13 protein-coding genes are annotated in these 12,457 nt (G+C 36.5%); 7 read left to right on the top strand and 6 right to left on the bottom strand.

Going from position 1 to position 12,457, the window contains the following annotated elements; translation table 11 throughout:
* The first annotated feature begins 7 nt into the window (after positions 1 to 7).
* Positions 8 to 916, top strand: coding sequence for a tRNA (adenosine(37)-N6)-dimethylallyltransferase MiaA (gene miaA / locus A1D18_RS01645; protein ID WP_216095011.1), 909 nt, complete (start codon positions 8 to 10; stop codon positions 914 to 916).
* 1 nt (position 917) lies between these two features.
* Here the strand turns inward: miaA and A1D18_RS01640 are convergent, their stop codons facing one another.
* From A1D18_RS01640 to A1D18_RS01630, 3 genes are read right to left on the bottom strand one after another with little or no spacing between them, the layout of a single operon-like run.
* Positions 918 to 2,168, bottom strand: a complete 1,251-nt coding sequence (locus A1D18_RS01640; RefSeq protein ID WP_171910804.1) for an MFS transporter — start codon at positions 2,166 to 2,168, stop codon at positions 918 to 920.
* A gap of 19 nt (positions 2,169 to 2,187) precedes the next feature.
* Positions 2,188 to 2,751, bottom strand: coding sequence for a non-canonical purine NTP pyrophosphatase (locus A1D18_RS01635; RefSeq protein WP_071662080.1), 564 nt, complete (start codon positions 2,749 to 2,751; stop codon positions 2,188 to 2,190).
* A 15-nt stretch (positions 2,752 to 2,766) separates the two neighbouring features.
* Positions 2,767 to 3,684 carry a DUF1338 domain-containing protein gene (locus A1D18_RS01630; protein ID WP_071662079.1) on the bottom strand — a complete coding sequence of 306 codons (918 nt, stop codon included), beginning with the start codon at positions 3,682 to 3,684 and terminating at the stop codon, positions 2,767 to 2,769.
* Positions 3,685 to 3,916: 232 nt separating this feature from the next.
* Here A1D18_RS01630 and A1D18_RS01620 point away from each other — a divergent pair, with 232 nt between their 5' ends.
* The 4 genes from A1D18_RS01620 (at position 3,917) to A1D18_RS01605 (ending at position 7,947) form a co-directional block, all read left to right on the top strand.
* A complete protein-coding gene (locus tag A1D18_RS01620) occupies positions 3,917 to 5,596 on the top strand; it encodes an AsmA family protein (protein ID WP_071662078.1) in 1,680 nt (559 codons plus the stop codon).
* Between the two features lie 46 nt (positions 5,597 to 5,642).
* Complete coding sequence (mutY, locus tag A1D18_RS01615; protein ID WP_084028692.1) at positions 5,643 to 6,704, top strand: A/G-specific adenine glycosylase; 1,062 nt, start codon at positions 5,643 to 5,645, stop codon at positions 6,702 to 6,704.
* Positions 6,705 to 6,782: 78 nt separating this feature from the next.
* Complete coding sequence (locus tag A1D18_RS01610; RefSeq protein WP_071662077.1) at positions 6,783 to 7,046, top strand: oxidative damage protection protein; 264 nt, start codon at positions 6,783 to 6,785, stop codon at positions 7,044 to 7,046.
* Positions 7,047 to 7,095: 49 nt separating this feature from the next.
* Complete coding sequence (locus tag A1D18_RS01605; RefSeq protein WP_071662076.1) at positions 7,096 to 7,947, top strand: purine-nucleoside phosphorylase; 852 nt, start codon at positions 7,096 to 7,098, stop codon at positions 7,945 to 7,947.
* Positions 7,948 to 7,950: 3 nt separating this feature from the next.
* Here A1D18_RS01605 and A1D18_RS01600 read toward each other — a convergent pair whose 3' ends face one another.
* The 3 genes from A1D18_RS01600 to A1D18_RS01590 are packed head-to-tail and all read right to left on the bottom strand — an operon-like array spanning position 7,951 to position 10,173.
* On the bottom strand, positions 7,951 to 8,700 hold the full coding sequence (locus A1D18_RS01600; protein ID WP_071662075.1) for an SDR family NAD(P)-dependent oxidoreductase: 750 nt from the start codon (positions 8,698 to 8,700) through the stop codon (positions 7,951 to 7,953).
* Entirely contained in the window at positions 8,679 to 9,518 is an 840-nt protein-coding gene (locus A1D18_RS01595; protein ID WP_071662119.1) for a segregation and condensation protein A, read from the bottom strand. The genes A1D18_RS01600 and A1D18_RS01595 overlap by 22 nt, the downstream gene beginning before the upstream one ends.
* A 16-nt stretch (positions 9,519 to 9,534) precedes the next feature.
* Positions 9,535 to 10,173 carry a site-2 protease family protein gene (locus A1D18_RS01590; RefSeq protein WP_071662074.1) on the bottom strand — a complete coding sequence of 213 codons (639 nt, stop codon included), beginning with the start codon at positions 10,171 to 10,173 and terminating at the stop codon, positions 9,535 to 9,537.
* A 278-nt stretch (positions 10,174 to 10,451) separates the two neighbouring features.
* Between A1D18_RS01590 and A1D18_RS01585 the strand changes: the two genes are divergently transcribed.
* The gene (locus A1D18_RS01585) at positions 10,452 to 10,790 is read left to right on the top strand and encodes a hypothetical protein (protein ID WP_071662073.1); all 339 of its coding nucleotides are present in this window, start codon (positions 10,452 to 10,454) and stop codon (positions 10,788 to 10,790) included.
* Positions 10,791 to 10,873: 83 nt separating this feature from the next.
* The gene (locus A1D18_RS01580; RefSeq protein WP_071662072.1) at positions 10,874 to 12,430 is read left to right on the top strand and encodes a TTC39/IML2 family protein; all 1,557 of its coding nucleotides are present in this window, start codon (positions 10,874 to 10,876) and stop codon (positions 12,428 to 12,430) included.
* Positions 12,431 to 12,457: the final 27 nt, after the last annotated feature.

Raw genomic sequence — 12,457 nt, 5'->3', positions numbered from 1 at the left:
TTGCCTGATGGGCCCAACAGCTTCAGGAAAAACAAGTCTGGCTATCGATTTACTTTCCTATTTAGATTTTGAAATTATTAGTGTGGACTCAGCCATGATTTATCGTGGCATGGATATTGGTACGGCCAAACCTTCTGCACTTATTTTAAAACAAGCCCCTCATCGATTAATTGATACGCATGATCCCAGTGAAATTTATTCCGCCGCTGAATTTAGATCAGATGCGATTTCTGCGATTGAAAACATTCTTAATAAAGGCCGCATTCCTTTATTAGTCGGCGGAACGATGCTGTATTTTCATGTCTTGCAACAAGGCATTGCCACTTTACCGCCAGCTAACTTTCTCATTCGCGAGCAACTAAAAAAAGATCTCAAAAATTTAGGATTAAAAAAACTTCATGAACGTTTATCTGCTATTGACCCAATTGCTGCACGGCGCATACATCCTAATGACCCTCAACGTATCTTACGTGCATTAGAAGTTGCACTGGCATCAGGGAAAACATTAACGGAATTACAACTGACACCCACTCTATCACCGTTACCGTATTTATTTATTAATATTGCTTTGCTTCCTGATGACAGAAGTCGATTACACAAAACCATCGCCACGCGTTTTAAAACGATGTTAGATCGAGGTTTCATAGAAGAAGTTGAAAAATTATTTAAACGCGGCGATCTACACGCTAACTTGCCGGCTATTCGCACCGTAGGTTACCGACAAATTTGGAATTATTTACTGAATACTATTTCTACTACTGAGATGCAAGATCGTTCCATTATTGCGACGCGGCAACTTGCTAAACGTCAAATAACCTGGTTACGTTCTTGGCCAAAATTAAATAGTTTTGCCAGCAACAATAAAGAAAATGAAAAGAAAATAATAGAACTAATTAAAATAAATTTAAATAAATAATCTAGGACGGCTCTTTTTTAAACGTTATTAACATAATCAGTGCTACAACAGCACCCACAGCAAGATATAGACCCGGTATAGCAACATTCGTCGTTTTGGTTATTAAATAAATAGCAACCAATGGCGCTGTTCCACCAAAAATAGAGTAAGCCAGATTATAACTGAATGAACCTAAGGTATAACGTACTGCAACAGGTATTCGATCGAGTGTTAGCGCCATTAACGGCCCTTGAAAGCTAGCGGCAAGAATAGTAAACATTATTTGCGCAATAACAATCATAAAAAAAGAACCCTGCGTAATCATCACATAAAGCGGATAACTGAAGCACATCAATCCAGTTGCACCTGTCAACATGATAGGTTTCCGTCCCCATTTATCCGAAAGCCAACCAAAAAAAATATCGAGCACAATCAATAAAATCAATATCAGTGTATTCAGTGCATGGGCATGAATTCGAGAATGACCTAGAACGTCCGTAAAATAAACCGGCATAAAAATAAAAATGAGATACGTTATCAATGCGGATAATAAATAAAGACCCATTAATTGAACAATTAATATTTTATACGCTACAAAAATTTTTTTTAATGGAAATTTTTCTATTAAACATTGAGCGTGTAAATGCTGAAATTCTGGCGTCTCAGCAGTTCGGGTTCTTATATAATAAGCAATCAAACCACTCATAGTCGCTAACAAAAAAGGTAATCTCCAGGCAAAACTATAAAGAAAATGACTTTGAAATCCAACGAATAAAATAAAAACGATAAGTGATCCGAATAATAAACCAATCACGGAACTTGCCCAAATTAACGATGAAAAAAAACCCGTTTTATTGGAAGGTATCGATTCTACAATAAAACAAGCCGAACCAAATGCTTCTCCTCCTACCGCAACACCTTGCAGTAATCGAAAAAAGAGTAACAAAAATGCAGCACTGATTCCGATCATGCTATAACCAGGAAGCAAACCCATTCCACCTGTCGCTATTGCCATTAATAATACGCTTAAGCTTAAGGCTTTTTTTCTACCCCGTGTATCGCCGAGGTAACCAAAGAACGCTGCACCCAAAGGCCTGGCTAAATAACCCATAGCAAAAACACTATAACTCAGCAACAAGCCCATGCGGGGTAAAGCAGGAAAAAAAATCTGTGCAAAAATACCTGCTAAATAGGCATAAAGACTAAAATCATACCATTCTAAAATAGTCCCTATACAAGCTGAAAAAACAACCTTTTTTTGATCGCTGGTCAAACATTTTTCCTTACACTGATTAAGTTTGATACCAATCAATAAATTTCTTTAATGCTTGTTGACGAAAAGAAAAACGAAAAAAATCATCGGTATACCGTAGTTGTGCCAAAGTTTTATCAGAACCTTCTGGTTTAAAGATAGCGGTAAATGGAAGTTTAGGATGCGAAGATAAGTCTTCTGGCATCACTATTGTGCCTAAACAAACCCCTTCAAATAATTGAGTTTGTACTCCATCGGTGTAAGCTAACTGCAAAATAAAAGAAGCACGATTATCATCCTCAATCAATTTGAATAAACCTTTAAAACCTAATCCTTGAAAGACAAATTTTGATAAAGTCCCTGGAAATTGATTATAGGCAGCAAAGAATAAGCCTCCATCATCAAGTAACAATGGTTGTTTGACGGCATTAAATGCTTTTTTCACTTTATCTAACACCACTATTTTTTGATCTAAACTCTGAATTTCATCAATATCAATCGCATATTGTTCAACACGAAAAGTCGCAGGCACTCTATTAAAAAAATCGGTCACTTCTTCGAATTTACCGGCATTATTGGTCACATAATAAATTTTATTATTCAATTTGTTTTCCAAAAATTACTTTAAGTAAAGTGATTCAACCACACGATCGGCATTATCTGCAACAAACCCAGTAAAATAATCATGCCATCGTCTTTTTACTCCCGCTTTTTTGGGATAACGCCATACAAACTCGATAAATCGATCCGATAAATCAATGACGCCATCGGTGAGTTTTATGGATTTAATAGCCGGTTGTGTCGAACTTTGTTCGATACCTTTATTAATATTGCCTTTTATCAAACCACCCTTTTGGTTCAACGAAATATTTAAAGTAGCGCTCAAAAATTGATTAAATAGTTTTAGCTGACTAAAACTATTAGACAAATGAATACTCCAAGCGAAATGATTGACTTGACGACCCATGACTAACACCCACGCTAACAGTTCATTTTGATTTTTTACTATTTCATATTCTTGCACGGTAGGTAATGGCCAATCTCTCGATTGAAGATAATTCAAAATAAATTTCGACAGTTCAGTCGCTGCCTGCTCATCTTGTTGTAAAGTCCGATAATGCAGAAATTTTAATTGCTCCGTATCCAAAGGTTTAGCAAATCCTACATAATAATCAATGATTTTTAATACATTGGGCGTTAACGCTTCGCGACGAAAATCGGCAACTACTATTTGCGGTGACGCCTCCGTAGCTAAGGTCTCGAGACTTATTTCTTCCGATAGCCATCTAAAATTATTTTGTTTTTCAGCCAAATAATCCTGTCCACGAGGGCGATAACCAAGATATGAGAACAAACAAGACAGTGTATCCATGCCAGTACATGGACCCGGTAAATCAATCAGCGCAAAATGATCCCGGATTAATTCTTCCTGAAAATGCTTCTGTATATAACTTTGAATCGTAGATAACTCAGTTAAATGCGTACTATAACTCTCCCATAATTGGCTGAAAATATAATTTTTAACACGATTTAACATAGACACCTCTAAAGTTCATAATGAAGAGAAAACTTCTTCACAACCCACTCGCAAATTTTATACCGAATACTATATACTAATGTCCTTTACTAAATTATAAGCTAATATTATTAAGCGCTATGTATAAAATTTCAGTTTATATCCCGAGTCATCACTTAGAATCCGTCAAATTAGCCATGTTTGATCAAGGCGGTGGTTCGATTAGAAAATTCCTATGAGGCAATAAAACCCCATGTCTAAGCTACTTCGTGTTTTATTTACGTTTATTGGTGCTGTTATTTTATTGGGCCTAGTTTCATTGATAGGTCTCGTGGTATTTGTAAACCCTAATGATCTTAAACCACAAATTAGTCAAGCCGTCACCCAGTTTACTGGCCGTCAGCTGCAATTAGGCGGAGACATACAATGGTCTATTTTCCCATGGCTAGGATTACAATTAAGTAATGCTAAACTGACTAATAATCCTGGTTTTGGGAAGAATCCATTCGCACAAATTAAAAAGCTGGATATTCAAGTTCGTTTACTTCCTTTATTACATAAACAATTAGAAATTGGTAAATTACAAGTGAATGGTCTCACACTTTATTTGCTAAAAAATGCTAAAGGTCGAGTCAACTGGGAAGGGCCACTGACCTCTTCTAAAAAAACTTCTAGTCATTCAGAAAATAACCGTTTAGAGCGTTTAAAACCCATAGGATTTATCGTAACTGGTTTAGGCATTCGGGATGGACATATTATTTATGTTGATCAACAAAAAAATAAACGCTTTGAAATAACGCATCTCCAATTTAAGAGTGCTAACCTTGCTATTAATAAAAGCTCACCCTTTGATATTCAGTTTAACTTAATTTCTAACGAACCCACGATTAATGCGGCTATTAAATTACGATCGAATATTTTACTCAGTACTGACAAGAATCATCTAGAATTTAATCATTTTAATTTAAATACTTTATTAAAAGGTCCTAATTATCCTAAAGGCGAACTTCCTCTGTCTTTAAAAGGCCACATCGATATTGATTTGAATAAACAGGATATCATTGCGGATCAACTGGTCGCCATCATTAATCAAATTAAACTAACAGGACGCATCACAGGTCAAAATTTTTTAAAGAATCCTCGCTTTGCGGGCAACTTAAACAGCCCGCAAATTAAGACCGGACAATTAATTTTTCAGCAAATACATCTTGGCTTTCAATTTAAAAATAATTTGCTGACGCTTAATCCAATAAATGCCCAATTTTATCAAGGTCATTATCAAGGTAATGCCTCTATCAATCTTAATCCAAAAGTACCCTTTATCACTGCTCAAAATCAATTTAATCAAATTAATACCGCATTGCTATTTCAAGATCTGATTAATCAAAGTCGGCTACAATTGTCCGGTTTAGCGACACTCAATCTGAACCTATCAACGCAAGGAGATACCGCTGATGCGCTCACAAGAAATTTGAATGGACAAGGCCGCTTTAACTTAGATCAAGGTGCTTTAAAAGGGGTTAATTTGTCATATTGGATAGCTTTAGGCAAAGCCTTACTTAAGCATGAAGTCGCGCCTAAGAACACGGGTTCGGATACACCGTTTGATAAATTTAACGGTAGTTTTAATATTAATCAGGGTGTCGTCAATAACAATGATTTAATCATCCGTAGTGGCCGTTTACGCGTTAATGGTAAAGGGGTTTTAAATTTACCGTTACAACAAATTAATTATGAATTACAAGCACAACCCATATTATCGGATGGGAGTCCTGAAGGAATTGCCATACCTATTAGAATTTCAGGATCTTTACAACATCCTTCTATTAGCCCCATTCTGGATCAATTAAGTATTGATATCATCAAAGAAAAACTTAAAGGGAAACTCGGTGATGCATTAAAAAAATTAGATCTGAACAAACTATTTCACTAATTGCTCAATTAAAACATCAAGTAACCCATTTTTACAAAAACTACCCGTGACACTAACCGCTAAACAATTCCAACAAAAAATGTTAGCCTGGTTTAGCCGATCGGGTCGCAAACATCTACCCTGGCAACAAACAAAATCTCCTTATTCTATTTGGCTTTCGGAAATCATGCTGCAACAGACACAAGTTGTAACAGTGATTCCCTATTTTCAGCGTTTTATACAACATTTTCCAACACTGTCCTCACTCGCTAAAGCCGATATCGATGAAGTCATTCGGCTCTGGTCAGGCTTAGGTTATTATGCACGAGCACGTAATTTACATCGCTGTGCGCAAATCATTGAAAAAGAATATTCAGGTAAATTTCCGCAAGATTTATTGTTATTACAAAATTTGCCAGGCATCGGCCGATCAACCGCGGGAGCCATACTGGCCTTAGCCTTTAACCTACCCGCCGCCATACTTGATGGTAATGTGAAACGTGTATTAACCCGATTTCATACCCTCTCAGGCTGGTCTGGTTTAAGCAAAGTCAATAAACAATTATGGGCTTTAGCTGAACTTTATACACCAAAAAACAAACATATCCGTCATTACACACAAGCGATGATGGATCTAGGTGCACTGGTTTGCACACGCACACAACCCAAATGTACGGAATGTCCTTTGCAAAGCCATTGCAAAGCTTATACTGAAAAGAGCACGACAAATTATCCGTCACCCAAACCACGTAAAGCTAACCCTTATCGCGCTATCACGATGGTAATCTTAGTCAATGAGCATCAGGAAATTTTGCTAGAAAAAAGGCCACCGAGCGGAATTTGGGGTGGGTTATGGAGCTTGCCAGAATGTTCTATTACAGAAAAAGTAAAAAATTTTTGCAAAAAACATTATCATTGTGAAATAGAAAAACCTATCAAAAAATACCCCTTTTTAAAGCATACGTTTAGTCATTTTCAACTTGAAATTAGGCCCGTTCTCATTCAGGTTAAACACTGGCATCCGCCATTGATGGAATCTAACCGAATAGTCTGGTATAACAGGCAACAATTAGCATTAAGAGGCCTTGCCGCACCCGTCAAAAAATTATTAAGCCAAATATGCGCATAGAAAGAGTTTTGGCTGCTGCGAAAAGGATTGCGAGCTAAACGGCAACACAGAAAAAATTCAAGTGCAAAGAGTCTATTTATGAGCCGAACTATTTATTGCATTAAACTACACACACAGGCAGAAGGACTTGATTATCTCCCTTATCCTGGAGAATTAGGTCAGCGTATCTATCAATCCATTAGCAAACCTGCTTGGCAACAATGGGTAAACCATCAAACAATGCTCATCAATGAGTATCGCTTAAGTACATTTGAACCTCAAGCACGTGAATTTTTAAAAAAAGAAATGGAAAAATTTTTATTTGGATCTGACGAAATACCGAGTACACCTCCTTCAGAGTAATCCTCATTAAAATCCCATAGGTGATTTTATCTCATTAAAAAGGTGATCTATGACAGCCCATGCTTCTCCACAACCGCTTGCTCAATCTATTTTAAAACGTCGACCGGACTTCCAACCTAAGATTGGGATTATTTTAGGTTCGGGTTTAGCCGATATTGCGGATAAAATGACTGACTGTATCTCGATTCCCTATGCTGAACTCACTGGCTTCCCACTGAGTAGTGTCGTAGGACATCATGGAAAAATGATACTCGGCTACCTGAATAAAATACCTATTGTCTGCTGCCAAGGACGTGTTCATCCTTATGAAGGAATGCAAGGCAAAGACTTCAAACTATTTATCCGCACCTTAAAATGTTTGGGCTGCCATACATTAATAATGACTAATGCGGTAGGATCGTTAAATAAAAATGTAAAATCAGGTCAATTGGTTTTAATTTCGGATCATATTAATTTGCATCCGATGAATCCTCTCATAGGCCCCAATGATGAAGAATTTGGTCCCCGTTTCTTCCCCATGGATGATGCTTATGATTTAGGTATCCGACACCTCATTCAGCAGACCGCAAAAAAGCTCTCTATCCCTCTCAACGAGGGTGTTTATGTGAGTGTTTTAGGACCTAATTTTGAAACCCCAGCAGAAATTCGTGCCTTTCGACAGTTAGGCGCTGATGTGGTAGGAATGTCTACTGTTCCTGAAGTGATTGTTGCTAGGCATTGTGGTTTAAAAGTGGCTGTCATTTCTGTGGTAACCAATCTAGCAGCGGGTCTTAGTGATGAACCCATTACGCATGAAGGAACCGTCCATTTTGCTGCTAAAGCGAGCGATCATCTAGGCCGATTGCTCGAATCGGTAGTCGTATCCATCGCTAATAGTCCAAAATTCCAGTGCGAAGAGTAATATTTATTGTATGGTATAACCGCCATCCACATTAACTAATGCACCTGTCATAAAAGAAGCGGCATCACTGCATAAAAACCCAACAACCTGCGCGACTTCTTCAGGTTTCCCGACTCGTTTCAAAGGTAATTTTTCAGCACTCTGCTCTTGAATAGAAGCGAATGTTAATCCCGTTTTTTGCTGAAATTGTTCTAAAACAGCTTGATACATCGGTGTATCAATAGTACCTGGACAGACACAATTCACTCGAATTCCATATTGGGCATAATCTAATGCCGTACTTTTAGCTAATTGTGCAATAGCCGCTTTACTGGCACCATAAATAGCGCATTGTTCTTTAGCAATAAAAGCTTGGTCCGAAGCCATTAAAACGATTGCGCCCTCTCTTTGTTGTTTCATGCGAGGTAATACTTGCTGCAAGCAATAAATCGTGCCGAATAAATTGGTTGCAAAGACTTTTTGTATCGCTTCATTAGAACTTTCTTCGATATTAGCAAATAAATGGATACCTGCATTACAAAAAAGATAATCAATTTTAGGGTTTTTTTGAAGAATGTTATCCACCGCTGATTTAACCTGATCTGCATTCGCAACATCGCACTCTAAATAATAAATCGACTGAGGGGCGACATCGATCCATTTTTTTTTATCGAGTATATAAACTTTTGCTCCAGCAGCGCTAAATAAAGCAACGGTTGCCGCGCCAATACCTGATGATCCGCCGGTTATTATTATTGTTTTATTTTGAAACATCCGATCCCTCGCACTTCGATCTCTCCAAAAGACGTAGCTTGTGAAAGTTCAATTAAGGATTGGCGCCATAATTCTAATAACGCCATAAAAGTGACTACAACGCCCATACGCCCTTCATCAAATTTGAATAACTCAGTAAATTTTAGAGGGGATTGCGCCGTTATTTTTTTCAAAATTTGCGACATACGTTCCTTAATCGACAAAGGCTCTTCGGCAATGGGATGATGCGTCCTTAAAGCCGCTCTGGCTAAAACCGCTTGAAAAGCCTCTACTAACCCCTCTAAAGCCAAGGGCGGAGCTTGTCTGGGATTTTCTGCCGAGACGGGTGGAAGCCCTGCTTCAGCCATTGCTAAAAAAACATCCCGCCCTAGACGGGGCAATTGCTCTAAGGCCTGTGCCGCTTGTTTAGTCCTTTCATATTCTTGTAAACGGCGGATTAATTCAGCGCGTGGATCCGCTTCATCATTCGTTGGGGTCTCAGCAGGCTTAGGTAAAAGCAAGCGCGATTTAATTTCAGTCAATATGGCTGCCATGACCAGATATTCTGCAGCTAATTCAATTTCTAATACCTGCATCAACTCAATATATTGCATATATTGGCGGGTTATTTCGGCAACTGGAATATCTAAAATATCAAAATTTTGCTTTTTTATCAGATATAACAACAGATCTAAAGGGCCTGTAAAAGCTTCTAACAGTACTTCTAAAGCCTGAGGGGGAATATACAGATCGTAAGGTAACTGAACCAAGGGTTGACCACGTATCGTGGCAATAGGCGCATCGCCGATTAGTGTCGTAGCTAGTCTATTTTCACTCATAGCGCCAGTGTAATCGTTATAATCCAAAAAATCTAAAAAAAACCGATAATAACCCTTGTAATAGCGGGCCTAAGATTCTGCCCAGAATACCGCTGGCCAATAAAAGTACTAAAATAAGAAAGCCATATACCTCTAATTTATTAAACTGGTACGCCATTGCAGGTGACAAAAAACTGGCCACCACGCGACTACCATCTAGGGGGGGGATCGGAAGAAGGTTTAACAACATTAATACCAAGTTAATTGATATGCCAATCTGAGCCATGTAAATAACCGGATCATTATCGAATCCCATCGCAATTTTGGCGATACCCACCCACAAAAAAGCCATCATGAGATTAGCCAAAGGACCTGCCGCAGCGACTAAGGCCATATCACGTCTGGGATTTTTAAGATTTTGCCAAGTAATGGGTACTGGCTTAGCCCAGCCAAATATAAACCCCCCTAGGGAAAAAAGGATAGCTGGGACAATAATGGTCCCGATGGGGTCAATATGCTTCAATGGATTCAAGGTTAAGCGACCTAATAGTTTAGCCGTTGGATCCCCACATTTTGAGGCAACCCAACCATGTGCCGTTTCATGGACGGTAATAGCAAATAATAAAGGTATTACCCAAAGTATTATTTTTTGACCTAAAGAAAAGCCACCTATCATCTCTTCACTCAATCGTTCATTAAAAATGAAAGTATATACTCATTTGAGTCAAATAGGCGAATGCGCTTTTTGTGATTTTCGCCCCAATATAAGACCCTATCCCCGTTTAACTTGTTTATTTTGCAAAAACGATTAAGTCATTTCCAAAAAATCCTTACTCTTAAAAATTAATGCCTTAATGAATGCTATATTTTAAATAATAGTTAATAAATAGTTAAGTTTCTTCGGTTACTATTCATACAATAAACTAATAAATCTAGAAAAAACTGAATCTTATTATGAAGTCAAATCTAAAATTAAAACTAGCTAAAAAGGATAATCTAGGCCTAACACATAAAATCGAACAACTTAAAAACTATCTTTTACAACAATTCCCTGAGCAAGACTTAATTTTATCTGACAATACCAATTCAAGTCGTTCTTTTTTTCAACCGATCAAACCCATTGGACCCATTTCAATCCAATTATTAAATACGACACTCCAAGAACATTTTCAATGTTTACTAAAGTATAAAGCACCTACCATTCATTCGGAAACTCTTTTAAAGATTTATTGCGCTTTATACAAACTCATTGTAAGGAACAAGTCGAAACTAATCATGCGAGAACTCACTTAAAAATTTGCTTTTAAAATTATAAATTTTCTAGTATATCTCTCGCTAAAATCTAACTCATTTACTTTTAAGCAGCTTAACCTAACATGCCAAAGATAAAAAATAATCTATCCCTTTTAACCTCTAAAAAAAATTTTTTGGATGCGAAACAAGTCAGCAATCCAGACGAATTAGAGCGTTACTTAATAACTCTTATGGAAGTTGCTAATAAACACTATCAGACTGCTCATCTCCAGTCTAAAAATAATCTAGATACCAAAGAATTTAGTTCTTGCAAGGAAAAATTCCGAGAAATCATGTCTATTATTGAAAAAAAAGGAAATCCTACTCAGTTAACTAATGAACTTTATTTTGAAGCATGGACATCAATGCTCTATTCTGATGTCTACACTTTAAATTTGGATCCAGAAACAGAAGAAAAATTAAATGGATTAAACAAAAAAATTCTAGCCATCGAAATTGATTTTAATCAATTAGTTATAAAAAAAATAAGCTTAGAATCAAACGATAAAAATAAAAACTCACTTAAACAATTAAAACATATCGATAACTTTCAGCAATTTTGGATAGTTAGTCAAAATAGTCTGAAAGCAGAGTATTGTTATAATTTTGCAGAATTTTTAATAAAAAAGTCAAGCTTTGAAAAGTCCATTTATTATTTTAAAAAATCTGCTAGCTTCTATAGAGAAGCCGCTAAAAAATCTATTCATGCTCAGCATAAGATGAAACTCTTAAACTTTGCCAATCAAACAAATAAACGTATCCAGTTCATTCAGGAACGATCCAACCAAAATCAGTGTAACGTATTAACTCCTCCGCTAAAAAAATTGGTCATTCATCTGAAAAAACTACCCGATGCATTATCACCCCGATGGAAAATAATTAATAACCCCTCCTTATTATTTCCATCTAAAACTAAAAGCTCCCCCAAAACAACCAATTTAGTTAAAAATTCTACTCCTTCCCATCCTATAAAAAGAAAACGAACGCTATTCACAAATCTTACATCAAGTGATGAACTCAGTTATCAAAAAACTAAAAAACTAAAAAAAATGTCTCCTATTTGCCAATTAAGGTCCTTATGGATCATAGAGTGTGAAAAAATAGTCGATAAATTTAAACAACTTAGCATAGAGATTGATCTCGTTCATCTATCAAACAATAAAAAATCGTTTAATGAACGTAAAGCTATTGTTCATAATAACTATGCTATTTTCCTAGTAGAAGATTTAAATAATATAGAAAAAAAATACTCTGATGCCCAAAAAATTACTTCTTTAAAGAAAGCGGCACAACTCCTCGAAAAATCTATAGAATTTTATAAAAAAACGCATTTATCTGAAAAAAAAGAAGCTTTAGAGCAATGCATAACTACGCTTAAATCCAGTCTGATAAAGTTAGAAACTACGATTAATCAAATGGCTACCTCTAAGGATTCTCCATCAATTAAAGCACAAAAATGCCGAACAAAATCAACAATGACTCTCTCTGATGAAAAACTTTTTGACTATCAAGGGATTTATTCTACTCGATTAGCTTGTAAATTTTTTAAAGATTCTTTTACTGACACCCCTATAAACAACCAAAATCTAAGAAAAGTTTACCTTAGGCCTAAACTCGCTCAAGTGAGTAAAATCTTGTAAAATTGAGAAGAAATTTTTCAATCAAAA

The organism is Candidatus Rickettsiella isopodorum (assembly GCF_001881495.1).
Lineage (GTDB): Bacteria > Pseudomonadota > Gammaproteobacteria > Diplorickettsiales > Diplorickettsiaceae > Aquirickettsiella > Aquirickettsiella isopodorum.
Note: the sequence above shows the minus strand (reverse complement) of the source record. Positions and strands in the feature narration are given on the sequence as shown.

Excerpts from the sequence above, each read along its gene's own strand:
- miaA (WP_216095011.1), top strand. The coding sequence starts at position 8 with ATGGGCCCAACAGCTTCAGGAAAAACAAGTCTGGCTATCGATTTACTT.
- A1D18_RS01630 (WP_071662079.1), bottom strand. The coding sequence starts at position 3,684 with ATGTTAAATCGTGTTAAAAATTATATTTTCAGCCAATTATGGGAGAGT.
- A1D18_RS01620 (WP_071662078.1), top strand. The coding sequence starts at position 3,917 with ATGTCTAAGCTACTTCGTGTTTTATTTACGTTTATTGGTGCTGTTATT.
- A1D18_RS01610 (WP_071662077.1), top strand. The coding sequence starts at position 6,783 with ATGAGCCGAACTATTTATTGCATTAAACTACACACACAGGCAGAAGGA.
- A1D18_RS01605 (WP_071662076.1), top strand. The coding sequence starts at position 7,096 with ATGACAGCCCATGCTTCTCCACAACCGCTTGCTCAATCTATTTTAAAA.
- A1D18_RS01600 (WP_071662075.1), bottom strand. The coding sequence starts at position 8,700 with ATGTTTCAAAATAAAACAATAATAATAACCGGCGGATCATCAGGTATT.
- A1D18_RS01595 (WP_071662119.1), bottom strand. The coding sequence starts at position 9,518 with ATGAGTGAAAATAGACTAGCTACGACACTAATCGGCGATGCGCCTATT.
- A1D18_RS01590 (WP_071662074.1), bottom strand. The coding sequence starts at position 10,173 with ATGATAGGTGGCTTTTCTTTAGGTCAAAAAATAATACTTTGGGTAATA.
- A1D18_RS01585 (WP_071662073.1), top strand. The coding sequence starts at position 10,452 with ATGAAGTCAAATCTAAAATTAAAACTAGCTAAAAAGGATAATCTAGGC.
- A1D18_RS01580 (WP_071662072.1), top strand. The coding sequence starts at position 10,874 with ATGCCAAAGATAAAAAATAATCTATCCCTTTTAACCTCTAAAAAAAAT.